The sequence below is a fragment of the Kaistella gelatinilytica genome (genome assembly GCF_015679325.1).
GTDB classification, from domain to species: Bacteria; Bacteroidota; Bacteroidia; order Flavobacteriales; family Weeksellaceae; genus Kaistella; species Kaistella gelatinilytica.
Map to the genome: position 1 here is coordinate 541,916 of NZ_JADPVI010000002.1, position 17,200 is coordinate 559,115.

General features: G+C 36.3%; 13 protein-coding genes. 8 read left to right on the plus strand and 5 right to left on the minus strand.

From position 1 onward, the window contains the following. Positions 1 to 28 precede the first annotated feature (28 nt). The 8 genes from IV494_RS14740 to IV494_RS09625 all read left to right on the plus strand — a co-directional run bounded on the left by IV494_RS14740 (position 29) and on the right by IV494_RS09625 (position 12,017). Positions 29 to 1,669 carry a SusD/RagB family nutrient-binding outer membrane lipoprotein gene (locus IV494_RS14740; RefSeq protein ID WP_230380054.1) on the plus strand — a complete coding sequence of 547 codons (1,641 nt, stop codon included), beginning with the start codon at positions 29 to 31 and terminating at the stop codon, positions 1,667 to 1,669. 503 nt (positions 1,670 to 2,172) lie between these two features. Further along, positions 2,173 to 5,082 carry a SusC/RagA family TonB-linked outer membrane protein gene (locus IV494_RS09595; RefSeq protein WP_196079926.1) on the plus strand — a complete coding sequence of 970 codons (2,910 nt, stop codon included), beginning with the start codon at positions 2,173 to 2,175 and terminating at the stop codon, positions 5,080 to 5,082. Position 5,083: 1 nt separating this feature from the next. After that, complete coding sequence (locus IV494_RS09600) at positions 5,084 to 6,451, plus strand: SusD/RagB family nutrient-binding outer membrane lipoprotein (RefSeq protein ID WP_196079927.1); 1,368 nt, start codon at positions 5,084 to 5,086, stop codon at positions 6,449 to 6,451. A gap of 82 nt (positions 6,452 to 6,533) precedes the next feature. Then, positions 6,534 to 8,312 (plus strand): arginine--tRNA ligase, encoded by a 1,779-nt coding sequence (gene argS / locus IV494_RS09605; RefSeq protein WP_196079928.1) that lies wholly within the window; start codon positions 6,534 to 6,536, stop codon positions 8,310 to 8,312. A 169-nt stretch (positions 8,313 to 8,481) separates the two neighbouring features. After that, positions 8,482 to 9,540, plus strand: a complete 1,059-nt coding sequence (locus IV494_RS09610) for an AMP-binding protein (RefSeq protein ID WP_196079929.1) — start codon at positions 8,482 to 8,484, stop codon at positions 9,538 to 9,540. Positions 9,541 to 9,649: 109 nt separating this feature from the next. Then, positions 9,650 to 10,045: an alternative ribosome rescue aminoacyl-tRNA hydrolase ArfB gene (gene arfB / locus IV494_RS09615; RefSeq protein ID WP_196079930.1), complete on the plus strand. Its 396-nt coding sequence runs from the start codon at positions 9,650 to 9,652 to the stop codon at positions 10,043 to 10,045. Between the two features lie 371 nt (positions 10,046 to 10,416). Beyond that, the gene (locus IV494_RS09620) at positions 10,417 to 11,391 is read left to right on the plus strand and encodes a deoxyhypusine synthase family protein (protein WP_039354929.1); all 975 of its coding nucleotides are present in this window, start codon (positions 10,417 to 10,419) and stop codon (positions 11,389 to 11,391) included. Between the two features lie 320 nt (positions 11,392 to 11,711). Next, positions 11,712 to 12,017 carry an MGMT family protein gene (locus tag IV494_RS09625; protein ID WP_196079931.1) on the plus strand — a complete coding sequence of 102 codons (306 nt, stop codon included), beginning with the start codon at positions 11,712 to 11,714 and terminating at the stop codon, positions 12,015 to 12,017. A 10-nt stretch (positions 12,018 to 12,027) separates the two neighbouring features. Here the strand turns inward: IV494_RS09625 and IV494_RS09630 are convergent, their stop codons facing one another. From IV494_RS09630 to htpG, 5 genes are all read right to left on the minus strand, one after another. After that, a complete protein-coding gene (locus IV494_RS09630) occupies positions 12,028 to 12,750 on the minus strand; it encodes a hypothetical protein (RefSeq protein WP_196079932.1) in 723 nt (240 codons plus the stop codon). After that, positions 12,747 to 13,100, minus strand: coding sequence for a hypothetical protein (locus IV494_RS09635; protein ID WP_196079933.1), 354 nt, complete (start codon positions 13,098 to 13,100; stop codon positions 12,747 to 12,749). Before IV494_RS09635 ends, IV494_RS09630 begins: the two co-directional genes overlap by 4 nt. A gap of 11 nt (positions 13,101 to 13,111) precedes the next feature. Then, positions 13,112 to 13,666, minus strand: a complete 555-nt coding sequence (locus IV494_RS09640; protein WP_230380055.1) for a LemA family protein — start codon at positions 13,664 to 13,666, stop codon at positions 13,112 to 13,114. 7 nt (positions 13,667 to 13,673) lie between these two features. After that, the gene (locus IV494_RS09645) at positions 13,674 to 14,753 is read right to left on the minus strand and encodes a hypothetical protein (protein WP_196079934.1); all 1,080 of its coding nucleotides are present in this window, start codon (positions 14,751 to 14,753) and stop codon (positions 13,674 to 13,676) included. A 170-nt stretch (positions 14,754 to 14,923) separates the two neighbouring features. Further along, positions 14,924 to 16,819 carry a molecular chaperone HtpG gene (gene htpG / locus IV494_RS09650; protein ID WP_196079935.1) on the minus strand — a complete coding sequence of 632 codons (1,896 nt, stop codon included), beginning with the start codon at positions 16,817 to 16,819 and terminating at the stop codon, positions 14,924 to 14,926. Positions 16,820 to 17,200 lie beyond the last annotated feature (381 nt).

Consider the following 17,200-nt stretch of genomic DNA (forward strand, 5'->3'; position numbering starts at 1 on the left):
GAAAAAAATAATAATAGCTTTCATAGCGATGGTTACCGTATTGCAATCTTGCGAACGCGATACTTTAACCGCATTAAATACAGATCCCAACAGTTACTATACAACGGTGCCTTCATCTTTAATAACTTACGCGGAGAAACAACTGTCAGATTACGTAAATACACCAAGTGTTAACATAAATAACTTCAGGTTAACAATGCAGTATTGGCAGGAAACCACTTATTCTGATGAGAGTCAGTATAATTTCACAACAAGAAATGTTTCTGATCAGGTTTTCTTAAATTTGTATGTTAGAACTTTAAAAAATCTTGATCAGGCTAGAAAACTGATTATGGTTTATCAACCAACTCCTGCAGAGCAGGGTACTTGGCCGGTAACTATGAAAAATCAGTTAGCAATAGTTGATATGTTACAAGTTTATACTTATCAGCTTTCTGTTGATACTTTCGGAAACGTTCCTTACTCTCAATCATTAGATGATGTAGCATTTCCACTTCCTGCCTATGATGATGGTAAAGCAATTTACGGTTCACTAATCACTAGATTACAAGCTGATATTACTAATCTTGACACAACGGGATCAAGTTTCGCAAGTGGCGAAAAGTACTACAATGGAGATGTTACGAAATGGAAAAAATTCGGAAACTCTCTTTTGTTAAAATTAGGAATTGCAATCGCTGATTCAGATGATGGCTTAGCTAAAGCTACTGTGCAAACTGCAATCACTGGAGGGGTTTTTACTTCCGGAGTTGACGACTGTACCCTAGCTTACTTAGCGGCTTCGCCTAACTACAGTCAAATCTACGCAAATCTTGTAGCTAGTAATAGAAACGATTTTGTGGCTGGGAAAACAATCGTCGATTATATGAATTCGAAAAGTGATCCAAGAAGATCAGAATACTTCAGACAAAACCTACATTATGATCTGGGTAAAACAACTGCAGTAGCGGGTTCTACAATTACATTCACTTTACCTGCTGTACTCCCTGCTGTCACATTTAAAGTTGGAGATGATGTCTTCAATAACAGAACGACTTTAAAAGTTGGTACAATCACATCATTTACTGCTACAACAGTTACTTTGAGTGGTTATGCAGTTGACACAGCTAAGGTTGGTGATCTTCTAGGATTTAGTTTCTATTATGATGGAGGTATAATTGGTGAAAAATCATCTTTCACAGGATATTCAAATCCTGGAAATTTTGCTTACGTCGCAACAACTCCTGGTATTTTGCTAAACTATACTGAAGTTGCTTTCTACTTAGCTGAAGCTCAAGCAAGATGGAATATTGGTGGTGACACTGCTGCAAATCTGTACGCAAAAGCAATAACTGCATCTTTTGTACAGTGGGGTAAAACTACTGCAGCTGCGACTGCATATATTACCGCAAATCCTTATGATGCTGCCAACTGGAAAAAATCTATTGGTACTGAAGCTTGGGTTGCCATGTATAATCAACCATTAACTAGTTGGAACTTCTACAGAAGATTAGACTATCCAGTTTTATTACCAGCAGTTGGTGCTGTTTCTGAAGCTAATAATAAAGTACCGGTTCGTTTATTGTATCCTGTAACGGAACAATCTACTAATCCTACCAATTATCAGGCAGCTGGTACAGCAATCGGAGGAAACTTCCTTTATACTAAAATATTCTGGGACAAATTCTAATATTTGTACAGATAATCATAAAAACCACTCCTCGGAGTGGTTTTTTATTTTCAAAAATTCAAAATTAAGACTATCAGACACTTTATAAACATAAATCAGAAAGTTTCAGCAATACCATTGAATTTCTCGTAATGAGGTCAATATATTTAAGAATGTGAAGTCTACTTAAAAGGGTAGCCGATTGTATAGAAATTATCACTAAAATATTCAATTTCAGTATTTTATATATTTTAAATATAAACTTTTAATCTGTTAAAAATATTATGAAGTCGTGATCTGCATCGAAATGTGTCGCAATTGTACAGGAAACCGCTTAACTCTTGTTCATATTATTCTTTCAAACACTTCTTTTTCAATGCATTACATTATTTTTCACTACGTACTACAGTGTAATATTAACAGTATCATAACAACTTTGTAAATTTGTTATGAATTTATTAATAAATATCTTGGTCATATTAATTATCTTTTGCAATTTTGTTAGAGAAAAAATTCAATTTGACATGAAGAAATTAACAACCAGCGTTTTAGCAGTAGTTTTGACTTCGTCGTTCGCCATGGTGAATGCACAGAAAAAAGACACCGTGCGAACCGAAAATATCGAAGGTGTTGTTGTGACTGCTTTGGGTATTAAAAGAGAAAAAAAAGCAATTGGATATTCAGTATCCAAAGTGGATGGCGGAGATTTACAGAAATCTAACGAATCCAATGTTATTCAAGGTCTTGCAGGAAAAGTTGCAGGCGTACAAGTTACGGGGTCATCCGGTACACCGGGTGCTTCGAGTAAAATTCTAATAAGGGGACAAAAATCTATTAATCTTTCGAGTCAGCCTCTAATCGTTTTAGATGGGATGATCATTGATAACTCCATAAATAACAATGCCGGATCAGGTACCAATATTGGCGGTGTCGATGATTCTAACAGAGCTGTAGACATTAATCCAGAAGATATTGAAAGCGTATCAGTATTGAAAGGAGCAGCTGCTGCAGCACTGTATGGAGAAAATGCAAGAAATGGAGTCATCATTTACATTAGCAAAAAAGGTAGGAAAACAAAAGGTATCGGCATAGATTTTTCGACATCTATTGGTTTTGACCGGTTAAGTAACATGATCGATCTACAAAGAACTTATGCTGCAGGTACTAACGGAACAGCATATATTCTTCCGGCGCAATATGGAGAAGATGGCTTTGCCACTACAAATGGAACTACCTCAAGTTGGGGACCGCTCATTTCAAGTGTTCCGGGACTTCAATCTAATGATAATGTAAAAAATTTCTTTAAAACAGGCGTAACAAATACTTACAATCTTGCTTTATCTGGTGGAAATGACAATGGAAATTTCAGAGCATCATTTGGCCACACTGATCAAACTGGGATCGTACCAAACACCTCGTTAAAGAAAACATCATTTAGCGTAAATTCAGAATATAACTTATCAGATAAATTAAAAATAGGTGCAGATGCATTGTATACGAATACGACTGGTCTGAGAGCACAAAAAGGAAGTAATACTGCAGGTATAATGCTTTCGTTATTAAGAATGCCCTCAAGCTATGACGTTAGAGATTATCAAACAGCGCAGGGATTCAATAAAAATTACTATGCTTTTTACGATAATCCATTGTATACCGTCTACAAAAACCCTTATACGGATGAAACTAACCGTATAATTTTAAGCGGACATGTTGTTTACAATTACAGCAGATGGTTGAATGCAACCTTGCGAGCAGGTGTAGATACTTATTCTACCCACGCTCAGCAAAATTATTCTTATACAAGTAACGGGAATTCAACAGGAGACGGAACCGGACAAGTAATTATAGATTCATATGTGAAAAGTTTATATAATATCGATTTAATCTTTAATGGAATCGTTAATTTGACCGATCGAATTAATTTAAATTATAACGTAGGAGCTTCAGTTAATTCTGCTTTTGCAAATGATCAGTATACCGTTGGATCTACGATGCTTGAGATCAATCAATTCAATTTATCTAATTTCACAACGTTCACCCCACAAAATTTTGATTCAAAACAATTAAAAAGAGGCGTTTATGCATCCTTAGAATTTGATTTCTATGATCAGTTTTATTTAACGGCAACAGGTAGAAATGACTGGAATTCTACTTTGCCTGCAGCCAACAGATCTTATTTTTATCCGTCTATATCTGCATCCTGGCTTTTCAACAAAACACTTGATCTGCCAAGTTGGGTTAACTTAGGTAAGGTGCGCGCTTCTTATGCAAGTACTTTTGCTTCACCGGGACCATATAATACGCTCACCACTTATACAACCCCTTATTATTTTGATACTTTTGGTCCGCAACTCTACTCTCCTTACGGTGGTGTAGGTGCTTATGGATTCAATACAACTTTAAAAGATCCTAACCTTAAGCCAGAACATAATAAAGAATATGAAGTTGGATTAGAATTAGATCTATTCAAAAGATTACACTTAAATGTAAGTGCATATCAATCTACCAATTATGATCTTTTAATTGCACTTCCTGTAGCTCCATCTTCAGGGTATGGCTTAAAATTCACGAATGGTCCGACTGTAGAAAACAAAGGTTTAGAAGTTGAATTGGGATATGACATCATTAAAAAGGAAAATTTAACCTGGAATGTTAATTTTAACTGGGCTTTGAACAGAAACAAAGTAACCGACTTGAATGGTACACCAAATAACAGCGGTGAAGGATCAGATTTCTTTAGCGGAAATCTTGCGCCAAGTATTACTTTAGGCCAACCACTGGGAGTTTTTTATGGATCCGCATATAACAGAGATGCTTCCGGAAATTTGATTATTGGAACGGATGGTATTCCGATCTTATCAGCAGAATCTCAAATTATTGGTAATCCGAATCCAGACTGGACAGGTGGCTTTAGAAACAATATTACATTTAAAAATGTTTCGTTAAGTTTCTTATTTGATGTTCGAAAAGGTGGCGACATTTGGGACGGTACTTTGGCAAGATTAAACAGATTAGGACGGACTCAGGCATCTGCAGATAATAGAGGTGGAACTTATATTATTCCGGGTGTTTTAGAAAATGGCAGTCCTAATAATATTGCTCTTAGCAACAAAGTTTACTATTCCAATTATCTTGGTGATGGTTCCGGAAGTGCAAATGAAACAGCTATTGAAAAAGATATCAACTGGATTCGACTAAGAGATGTAAGTTTAGGATATAATTTCACAAAAATATTGACCAACAGTCCAAGCTTATCTTTTGTTAAAAATGCAGAGTTAAGTCTAAGCGCCCGTAACTTATTTATCATTACCAATTACAAAGGCATCGATCCAGAAAATTCTTTGGCAGGTTCAGGATCAAATACAAATGGGTTCGACTACTTTAATTCCCCAAATACCAGAAGCTATTTTTTAACATTTAAATTCGGATTTTAAAATGAAAAAATTAATATATACAACAATAGTACTGGCAAGTGTTTTAAGTATAAACTCATGTCAACACGAGATAGAAACTTTTAATGATAATCCTAATAATCCAACCGAGCTTACTTCACCACGAACATTATTAACTGGTGCTGAAATTGGGACGATTAACAATTCGACAGGAAATCTCACGCGGGTCTTTTCATCATTGATGCAACAAACAGATGGAGTTTCTAACCAATCCTTAGATTACACGAATTATTTCTTAAGTGAAACCGATAATGAAGGTGATTGGGGAAATATTTATCAAGCTGGCATTAATGCAAATCAGATCATCACACAATTTGGAACTGCAAATCCTTACTATGATGGGATCGCCAGAATTATAGTCGCATTAAATATTGGATATGCAACAGACGCATGGGGAGACGTACCTTTCACAGAAGCTTTTAAGGGAGATGCTAATCTTAATCCGAAATACGATGCTCAGGAGCAGGTAATTGCCCGAATTCAATCTTATCTGGACATCGCTATTGCTGATTTTGCTAAACCAGTTTCAGCCAACAAATCATTGCCTGGAGCGGAAGACATTTTTTATGGAGGAGACGTAACAAAATGGACGAAATTAGCATATGGTATCAAAGCCAGATACGCTATGCGATTAACCGGCAGAGATGGGAGTGCAGCCGCAGCACAGAAAGCGCTGACCTATTTACAAAACTCATTTACCTCAAAAAGTGATAATCTTATCGCAACATTTGATGGCGGAAATAATCAAAATTCCTGGTTCGCATTTAATAATCAGCGCGCGGGATATATGACAATGGGAAAAAATCTGGTAGATCTGCTGCAAAATAATGAGGATCCACGACTTCCATTTTTAGTTGGATTTGATTCTGCGGGAGGTTACACCGGCTCTTCACCGGAAGAAGCTAATGCAGATGCTTCCGTTTTTGGAGATTATTTTGCCGGAACACCTTCCACTCCACTGATCATTTTCAGCTATAGCGAAATTAAATACATCGAAGCTGAAGCGCAATTCAGATTAGGAAATACAGGTCCAGCTCAAAGTGCTTTGCAAGCTGCAATCAGTGCATCTTTAGTTGATATTACGGGTGCAGATGATGCTACATTTGCAGCCGCAGCTTCTGCAACAGTAACTTTGGAGAATATTATCAACCAAAAATACATTGGTCTATTTTCAACCATGGAACCTTATAATGATTGGAGAAGAACAGGTTTCCCAACACTTACTCCGAATCAAAACAGCCAGAGTAAAAAAATACCTTTGAGATTGATTACTCCAAAATCAGAGAGAACACTAAACGCCAGCGCAACTGTTATTGGTGACATCAACAAACCGGTTTGGTGGGATAACTAAACTTTAATTTTAACAATTTTCTATAAACCACTTTCCGGAGTGGTTTTTTTATTTCCGTATATTTGTAATTCAAAACTATACAATGAATATTAAGGATATCATCGAAAGTAAAATTTCGGAAATTATACAGTCGATTTATCAGATTAATGACGTTAATCAAACCAACAACGTACGTTTGGAGGTTCAGCAAAACAAAACTGGTTTCGAAGGTGATTTCACCATCGTGACTTTTCCTTTGGTTAAAATTCTAAAAAAAAATCCAGATTTAATTGCTGTTGAATTGGGTGATGCACTTTCGACTCAGTCAGATTTTGTAGAAAGTTATAAAGTGGTCAAAGGATTTTTAAATCTAACCATTAAAAATAATTTCTTCCTCGAAAATTTTTATTCCGTACAGGAAAATCTTGAAAAAACAGAACCTAAAAATGAAACGGTCATGGTGGAATATTCCTCCCCAAATACCAATAAACCCCTTCATTTAGGACATATCAGAAATAATTTATTGGGATATTCTGTAGCACAAATTTTAAAAGAAGATGGTTACAACGTCATCAAAACCCAGATCATCAACGACCGTGGAATTCATATCTGCAAATCAATGTTAGCCTGGCAAAAATCCGGCAAAAATGAAACTCCGGAATCCACCCATTTAAAAGGGGATAAACTCGTAGGAAATTACTACGTCGCCTTCGACAAAGAATATAAAAAGGAAATCGCAGACCTTGTCGAAAAAGGATATGAAGAAGACGTCGCTAAAAAACAGGCCCCGATCATTTTAGAAGCGCAGGAAATGCTGCTTAACTGGGAGAAAGGCGATGAGACCGTAAGAAATCTCTGGACCGAAATGAACTCCTGGGTTTACGCGGGATTTGCCGAAACTTACAAAAGATTAGGCGTAGATTTCGATCAGGTTCAGTACGAAAGTGACACTTATCTTTTAGGTAAGGATCTCATTCAGCAGGGTTTGATCAATGGTATTCTTTACAGAAAAGAAGACGGTTCAGTTTGGTGCGATTTAACTGACGAAGGATTAGACCAAAAATTACTCTTACGTGGCGACGGAACTGCGGTTTATATAACGCAGGATCTCGGAACAGCTGTACAAAGATTTCAGGAAAACAATATTCAGAAATTAATTTACACCGTTGGGAACGAACAGGATTATCATTTCGATGTCCTGATCAAGATCCTTAAAAAACTGGGCTATTCCTGGGCGGCCAATCTCTACCATCTCTCTTACGGAATGGTTGAACTTCCTGAAGGAAAAATGAAATCCCGCGAAGGAACCGTAGTCGATGCAGATGATCTGATGCAGGAAATGTTCGAAACGGCTAAAGACAAAGCTCAGGAACTTGGTAAACTGGAAACGCTGTCCGAAGAAGACAAAGAAAAATCTTACGAAACCGTCGGTATCGGTGCTCTGAAATATTTTATGCTCAAAGTAGATCCGCGGAAAAAAATGCTTTTTAATCCCGCAGAAAGTATCGATTTTTCGGGGAATACAGGACCATTTATTCAATATACTTATGCCAGAATTCAATCCCTTTTAAGCAAGGCAGGAAACACCGCTGAAAAAGTCTCAGATTACGAAATGAACGGTTTTGAGAAGGAATTGGTAATGAACCTTTCCAATTTCAAAGCAGTGATTTCACGTGCTGCAGAAACACTTTCGCCGGCTTTGGTGGCAAATTATATTTACGAAGTCGTTAAATCATACAACTCCTTTTATCAGAATAATCCTATTCTCAATCAGGAAGATGCAAATGCGAAAAATTTCCGTTTAGCATTGTCTGAACTGACGGGTAAAACAATCAAAAAAGGTTTAAATCTGTTGGGAATTGGCACCGTTAACCGGATGTAATATTTGGGCGTGACCCTACGTAGCCAAAGCTTTCCCCTACAACTTCGGGTCGGTCTTCGGCTCCCACTCTTTTTTGTAGAGGCGCGATAAATCGCCGCCTCTACAAAAAAGGAGTTCCGCCTACAACCTCACGCAGGGATTTGCGTCATTCAAAACTAGTTTAACAAAAATGACAATTGATTTTTCTAACTTTTCCATAACCGATATTTCTCCTGAAACCGACTTCGAAATTAAAGTACTGGCTTTTCTGGAAGAATGGCTCAGCGATTCCAAAACAGTAAAAGTTCAAACTTCAGGTTCCACGGGGACACCCAAGATTTTCGAAGTCGAAAAAGAAAGAATGCGCCATTCTGCAAATATGACTTGTGATATTCTGGGACTCAAAGAAGGAGATTCTGCCCTGCTTTGTCTTCCTGTAGAATATATTTCCGGAAAAATGATGGTTGTTCGAGCAATCGAAAGAAAATTAAAATTAGTAGTAAAAACACCTTCATCAAAACCAATAACTGATTTAATTGAAAGTATAGATTTCTGCGCAATGTCGCCGCTTCAGGTAGAAAATTCTTTGGATAAAATTCATTTAATCAAAAACTTAATTATTGGCGGAGCCGCAGTTTCAGAATCACTAAAGAACAAAATCGCTCAAAAACTCAACAATTCAAAAACTCAATCACACATTTTTGAGACATATGGAATGTCAGAAACGCTTTCTCATATTGCCTTAAAAGAAATATATCCTTCCGCGAAAGATTATTTCAGAGCGTTAAACGGTGTAGAAATTTCTTTGGATGAAAGGAATTGTTTACAAATTTCCGCGCCACAATTAAATCCCGAACTTATTAAAACTAACGATTTAGTTGAAATTAACGAGGTGAAAGAATCTGATGATGACAAGCGTCATTTTAAGTTTTTGGGTCGAATTGATAATGTGATTAATTCGGCAGGTTTAAAAATCTATCCCGAAGAATTAGAAAAACTGGTAAAGAAAGAAATCAGTAATGAAGCTGTTTTCTTAGGCGTGAAAGATGAATTACTTGGGCAAAAACTCATCTTAGTTATTGAAGGTTTAAAAAGCGATAACGTCAAAAAGCAACTGGGGAAAATCATTTACCCTACCAAAAACCATCAACCGAAAGAAATTATTTTTATCGAACTTTTTCCACGGATTTCCAATGGAAAGATTGATCGTAAAACTTTAGAAAAATTAGTGAAAAAAGATAAGGGATAAGTATTTTGCAAATTTTGATCAATTTTTAAGTTGGTCTTTTTACTTGGCTCTTTTTACTTTTTACTTGGCGCTTGAAAATTTTCCTATTATATTTAACCTTTCTATTTCTATGAAAGATTTCACCAAAGAATTGACGTATAAAACTTCCCGCAGCAGCGGCGCAGGCGGACAAAACGTGAATAAAGTGGAAACTTCCGTAACCGTGATGTGGAATGTTGCCGAAAGTGAATGTTTTTCAATCGAAGGAAAAGAGATGATTTTCGAGAAACTGAAAAATCGCATCAACCTCGAAGGAATTTTACAACTCACCGTTTCTGAAAGCCGAACACAGTTGCAAAACAAAAAAATTGCGACGGATAAAATTTTAGAGATTGTTGAAAAATCGCTCTTCATTCCTAAAGCAAGAAAAGCGACAAAACCCTCCAGATCTAAAATTGAAAAAAGGATCAAAGCTAAGAAAGAACTTTCGCAGAAAAAAGAAAACCGAAAGTTCAGAGGGGAATGATAGATCTGTTCTTTTACAAAATAAAACACTTCGCTAAAAAATTCATTTTAATTGAACATACAGCCAAACGTGTCAAGGTTTAAAACCTTGACACGGTTTTTAGTTTATAAAACATTCTTTCCTGGTAAGAAAAAATACTTTTTATTCTAGCCCAGATTGACTCTCTGCTTTTTATTTTTTTCAATGGAATCGTCTAAACTCGTGCCTCGTTTTGCAGCGGCATCCTTTTTTGACGAGGAACGAGGAGAAAAGACCTGCCTGTCGGCAGACAGGTATAGCGGAAAGCTGGACGGGTTTTCGAACAAATGCCAAATATTTTTGCTCCTGAAAAAATTCTTAAAATTCCTTACCTTTGCTCAAATCAAAAAATTATGAATAAACCGATTACGGAATTTCTCGAAAAATATTACCTGCATTTTAATTCTGCAGCTTTAGTTGATGCTTCAAAAGGTTATGTTGCACACTTGAAAGATGGTGGAAAAATGATGATCACTTTGGCTGGAGCAATGTCTACCGCAGAGATTGGAAAAATTTTGGCTGAAATGATCCGTCAGGATAAAGTGGATATTATTTCTTGTACGGGTGCGAATCTGGAGGAAGATTTAATGAATTTGGTAGCGCATTCACACTATGTTCGTGTGCCAAATTACAGAGATTTGACGCCGCAAGAAGAGTGGGCTTTGTTGGAAAAAGGTTTGAACAGAGTTACTGATACGTGTATTCCGGAAGAGGAAGCGTTCCGAAGATTGCAGAAACATATCGTGGAAATCTGGAAAGATGCAGAAGCGAAAGGTGAACGATTCTTTCCGCATGAATATATGTATAAAATGCTTCTATCAGGCGTTTTGGAGCAATACTATGAAATTCCGAAAGAGAATTCATGGATGCTTGCTGCAGCAGAAAAAAACTTGCCGATCGTTGTTCCGGGTTGGGAAGATTCTACGATGGGAAATATTTTCTCCAGCTATTGTATTAAAGGTGAACTGCAACCGTCTACCGTAAAATCCGGGATTGAATATATGATGTTTTTGGCAGATTGGTATCCGAAAAATTCAGGTGGAAAAGGAGTTGGTTTCTTCCAGGTTGGAGGTGGAATCGCAGGAGATTTCCCAATTTGTGTCGTTCCGATGCTGTATCAGGATTTAGAAATGACGGATATTCCTTTCTGGTCTTATTTCTGTCAGATCTCTGATTCTACGACTTCTTATGGTTCTTATTCAGGAGCTGTTCCGAACGAGAAGATCACGTGGGGGAAACTTGATATTACTACACCGAAGTTTATCGTTGAAAGTGACGCAACCATTTGTGCACCGTTGATGTTCTCTTATATCTTGGAGAATTCTTAAGGAAGCAACTTGTAAATAAATTTATAATCGCCTCATTTCTGAGGCGATTTTTTTTTGTCTCGGTAAATTGTTCTCGCGCTGATCGAGCAGATCTTCTTTTTGTGTTTTTGATCTGCAAAATCTTCGGGAATTGTCACAGTGATTGAGCGTAATTATTGCACACAGATTACACAGATTAGCACAGATTTTTTAAAGCTTTTAATTGAGTAAAATCTGCGGGAAGTTTAATTTTTTTTTACGAGCTAATTTTTGCATGAATTTCACGGATTACAAAGATCACTTTGCACAAATATGTTGCTGTAAAATCTTACCTTTAATAGATGAATGAGCTATTCGAAAAACAGGTTTTTGAAATCATAATGATGACTCCCAAAGGAAGAGTCACGAGTTATGGCGCGATTGCAAAAGCGGTTGGTTTTCCGAATCACTCTCGGCAAGTCGGAAATGTTTTAAAAAATTATGATGAAGATTTTCCAGCGCATTGGGTTTGTAATTCGTCTGGCAGAATTACGGCAAGTTGTCAACGAGATTTTGTGGGAAAATTGAAATTAGAAGGTGTAGAAGTAAAAGACGGAAAAATTCAGAATTTTAAAAAGATATTTTGGAATCCTTTGCAGGAACTCTAAGCTGGAGTTTTTACATATCATTCAAATTCGAACCTTTGTCAAAGAGCATCTTTAAATATCCAAAAAATGCCGGAATTAAAAGCGTCACAAATAAACTGCAAATTCCAAGCGCCCAGATCGGCATATCATCTTTTCGTCCCTGAAAATATTCCCAAATAACCCAGGAAAGTACGCCAATAAAAAAGAGCATTCCTGCTGGAAATATAAGATACATCACAAATCCTATCCCGATCTTAAAATTAAAAGAAATGTCTTTGTCCAAAGCGTAAAGAACCATTCCCAATGTTGCAAGACCAAAAACTAAAAAGAAAAACACCGTAAATGCTACCATTACTTTTTTTTGAGAATAACTTTGAACTTTCACGTGTCGGTCGCCATTTTCATAAGAAACTTTAATTTTCGTCCCAATTTCGATGGGATCACTTGAGCCGTAACCAACTGACTTTCGCAGAAGTTCATTTTGATCATTTTTGAATTCCACCACTGCCATTCTGGATCCACCAAGATCTTCATAAGCCACAACGGTCGCATCATATTTTTTATCAAATAAATAAGAGTACGCCGAATTTCCGACCACCGAAGCCAAATTAAAAAATATTCCAGAAATTACTAAAGTTGCAATCGCAGGCAACATCATTTCAGAATATGCGTAATTTTCGTCCTCCCGTCGTTTTTTTTGGTGGAATAAAAACAGGATCACAGCCGTGAAGATCAAAATGGAAAAAATCGTCATTTCGTAAAACTTTTTTCTTTGGAGATATTCTTCATAAACAGGACAACCGACTTTTGATTAAACAATACAAAAACTGCCACACAGATTAGAATAACAATGAAAATCAAAGCTAATTTCAATTGTTCGGTTTGCAGAAAGGCGGAGAAAAAAACAACCGGTGCGAAAAGAATGATGCTTAAACCGATCGTCATAATAATGTATTGAACAATACTTTTAAGAAAAGAAATCTTGCGCACCACACTGTATAAAGTAAAAAGCCCGATTGTAGAAACAGGTAATCCTATTGCTAAACTCCCCCAAAAACGTCTGGAGTTTACGAATTCTCCTACCAAACCTAAATCTATTTCCATTTCAGTTTATTTTAAATTTTAACTTCTGCATAATTGATCTCTGCATCTGAAAAATTCAGCATCTGCATCTTTTTATAATTCATCAGTTTCGCGAAAATAACATCGGGAAAAATTCCGATTCGAATGTTATAAAGATTGACAGATTCATTGAAATATTCGCGTCGGTCCGCGATCATATTTTCAATATCACTTAATCGCATTTGAAGCTGTAAAAAAGATTGCGTTGCCTTTAGTTCAGGATAATTTTCAGCAGTTATAAAAAATGATTTCAGCTGAGAATTCATCTGTTCTGCAATTTTAATTTTACCGTTTGTTTTCCCGGCTTTCAAGTATTGACTTCGCAGAGCAGTTAAGTCTTTCAAAATCGTGTTTTCATATAACGCCGTGGCTTTTACAACATTTACCAAATTTGGAACTTCGTCGTTTCTCTGTTTTAAAATAACATCAATATTAGAAAATGATTTGTCTACATTATTTTTTAAGATCACAATCTGGTTAAAGGAATTGATGACGAAGGAAAAAACCATCACAATGACGACGACAAAAATAAGCAGTGCTATAATCATATTTATCTTAGTCAAAAAAATCAAACGGATTTTTGAAAAATTGTTCCTGAAAGTTAACCGACTTGATGATCAACTTTGTTCCCTGAACTTTCATAGGAATTATTAAAATAAAAGCGGTGAAGAGCGCAACGCAGAGTACGGTTGCGACTGCTCGCAGCTTTAAAGGGCGCCATTTGTTAGCAAAATTCACAACTTCTAACAAAGCCATTCCAAAAACTTTCGTGTTTTCATCATACCGAAAAATATTTTTCGCACCTTCATAAAAAACCTGACCTACCAGGAGCACTTCCGTTTTCTCGTCTAAAATAAATTCGCGGTATCTTCTACTGCTTTGTTCACTTTCTGTGGTAGCGGGAAAGTTGATCCACTCCAGCTTTTCCGGATGGACTTCGATGCTTCCGGAATCATCATTTAACAAAAATTTATTAAAATCTACTTTGCGGGAGATCTCTCTGTAGGAAGTACTTGTTTTTCCATCTTTATCTCTGGAATGGGTGATTTCATCTACCGTATAAATACATCCAACACATTTTGCAGAAGACACGGGAGAGATCACATATTCCAATGCTTTTGCTTTCCCGCAGATTTCTGCTAAACCAACTGCTGCACTTTTAATTTTTGAGGTTGGTAGATTTCTTTGGTAAAAGAAATATCGGTTCTTATTACTGGGCAAAACAGAACTAATAATGATGAGGAAGAAAATGATAAAAAAAGTATAAATTCCGAAATAAAAAAATCCGAGGTAGAAAAAGAGGATCATAAAACCGCCTAATAAAATCTTCCAGACTGGTTTTTTTTGAGCGCGTGATTCCCGGAATTTTTCTACTACCGATTCAAAACCGGCTTTCACAAACCCGATAATTCCCAAAAGAAATACGGAAAGAAACAGTGCGATAAATACGATTCCAGAATACTGGGGCAATAAAAAGAAAGCCAAAATGAGGAGAAGCGGATCGATTACAAAAAAGATCCAGGTTGGTTTTAGATTTAATTCGAAAAGACCGGTTATAATTACCGTGTGGAAAAGTGCAATTGCAAAACTGAACAAAATCAGGATCGGCAACATTTGCAATGTTATTTCGAACATTTGTAAGGTGTTAATTACAAATATATGATTTTATTTAAAGAATTTCTGTGAAAAGTTCATCAACAGGAAATCGGTTTGATTCTGCAAAAAAAAATCGACGGAACAATTGCTCCGCCGAAATTTTAACTTCTAAAAACTTGTGTCAAAGTTCTAAACTTTGACAAAGTATATTACTTGCTTAAATTCGAATAACTCTTCTGAATAAAATCCGTCAAGTCTTTTCCTTTTAGCAAATTTTGAGACAATTTTGCTAAATCTAAAGCGTATTTAATTTTAGAATTCTTATCCTCTGCATTATCATTTTTAAGAATTTCTGCAGCCAATTCGCTGTTAGAATTCACGACCAAATTATACATTTCCGGGAAACCGCTCATTCCAAACATTCCACCGCCGCCGCCGGTTGCCTGCATGTCCTTCATTCTTCGCATAAATTCCGGTTGCGTGATCATGAACGGAGCTTCAGAACTTTCTAAGTCTTCAACCTGAACGGAGAATTTCTTATCATTTACTGCTTCTTCGATATTTTTCTTCAAAGATTCTTTTTCTTCTTCGTTCAATTTAGAAATCGCCGTATCTTCTTTTTTGATCAAGTTATTTACGTGATCTGCGTCAACTCTGGCGAAAGAAATTTTCTCTTTTGAAGTTTCTAATTTCTGAATTAAATGCGGCACGATCGGAGAATCCAAAAGTAAAACTTCATATCCTTTATCTTTCGCAGACTGAATATAACTGTGTTGTTCATCAGCATTTGTTGCGTACAAAATCACAAAGTTTCCGTCTTTATCAGTTTGCATCGGTTTGATTTTCTCTTCCAATTCAGACCACAAATAATTTTTGCCATCTGTTGTTGGATACAACGCAAACTTGTCTGATTTATCAAAGAATTTATCTTCGGAAATCATTCCGTATTCAATAACGATTTTGATGTCGTTCCATTTTTTCTCGTAATCTTCGCGGTTTTCATTAAACAGAGAAACCATTTTATCAGCTACTTTTTTCGTGATGTATGAAGAAATTTTCTTCACCGCACCGTCAGCTTGCAAATAAGAACGCGAAACATTCAACGGAATATCCGGAGAATCGATTACACCACGTAGTAACATTAAGAAATCTGGCACAATTCCTTTCACCTCATCGGTTACATAAACCTGATTTTGGTACAACTGAATTTTATCTTTCTCAATATTTAAACCATTTGTCAACTTAGGGAAATAAAGAATACCAGTTAAATTAAACGGATAATCTACGTTCAAATGAATATTAAATAACGGCTCATCAAACTGCATTGGATATAATTCATGATAGAATTCTTTATAATCTGCATCAGAAAGTTCAGATGGAGTTTTTGTCCAGGCCGGAGTTGGATTATTAATGATATTATCAACTTCTACCGCTTCCGCTTTTGTATCTTCTGCAGCATCTTCTGATAAAGGAAGCGTTTCAGTTTTCGTTCCAAATTTGATGGGAACAGGCATGAATTTATTGTACTTCAATAACAATTCACGAATCTTAGATTCCTCCAAAAACTCCGTAGAATCTTCTGCAATATGAAGAATAATCTCAGTTCCTCTATCAGTTTTATCAGTCGTTTCTTCCAAACTATATTCCGGACTTCCATCACAGATCCAACGAACCGCTGGTTCATCTTTATAAGATTTGGTAACGATCTCCACTTTTTCAGCCACCATAAATGCCGAATAAAATCCAAGACCAAAGTGACCAATAATTCCAGAATCTTTTGAAGTATCTTTATATTTTTCTAAAAATTCTTCCGCCCCGGAGAAAGCGATCTGATTGATGTATTTTTCAACTTCTTCCCCAGTCATCCCAATTCCCTGGTCAATAATGGTTAAGGTTTTTGCGTCTTTATCAATTTTAACCTCAATTTTTGGCTGTCCGTAATCGGTTTTAATTTCCCCAATGCTAGTCAAATGTTTCAACTTCAAAGTCGCATCCGTCGCATTAGAAATCAGTTCACGCAAAAATATTTCGTGATCGCTGTACAAAAACTTCTTAATTAAGGGAAAAATATTTTCCACCGATACATTAATATTTCCTTTTGTCATGTTAATTGATTTTTAAATTATGCAGTTGAGTTCTCAAATAAAACACCAATCTCCTCAAAGTGACAGATTGTCAATTTTTTTTGGGCAATCCCTCGCCAATGCTTTTCCCGCCGCTCAGGTCGGGCTATCCACTGCAACTCCTCATCTCGTCTTGAGGACGAGATTCCGGGATTTCCGTTTCTATACCTATTGCAAAGCAGAACTTAACTAAGTAGAAAGGATTTAAAAAAAAGAATAGAAAATTTGAGGTGGTTAAAATTGCGAATAAGTTTCGGCTAAAGCCAATTTACAACTAACCTGAAAAGGCGGGCTAAAGCCCGCCCCTATTGATAAAATTAGTTTTTAAAAAATTTTGAATAAATGAAAATATTCTAATTCTTC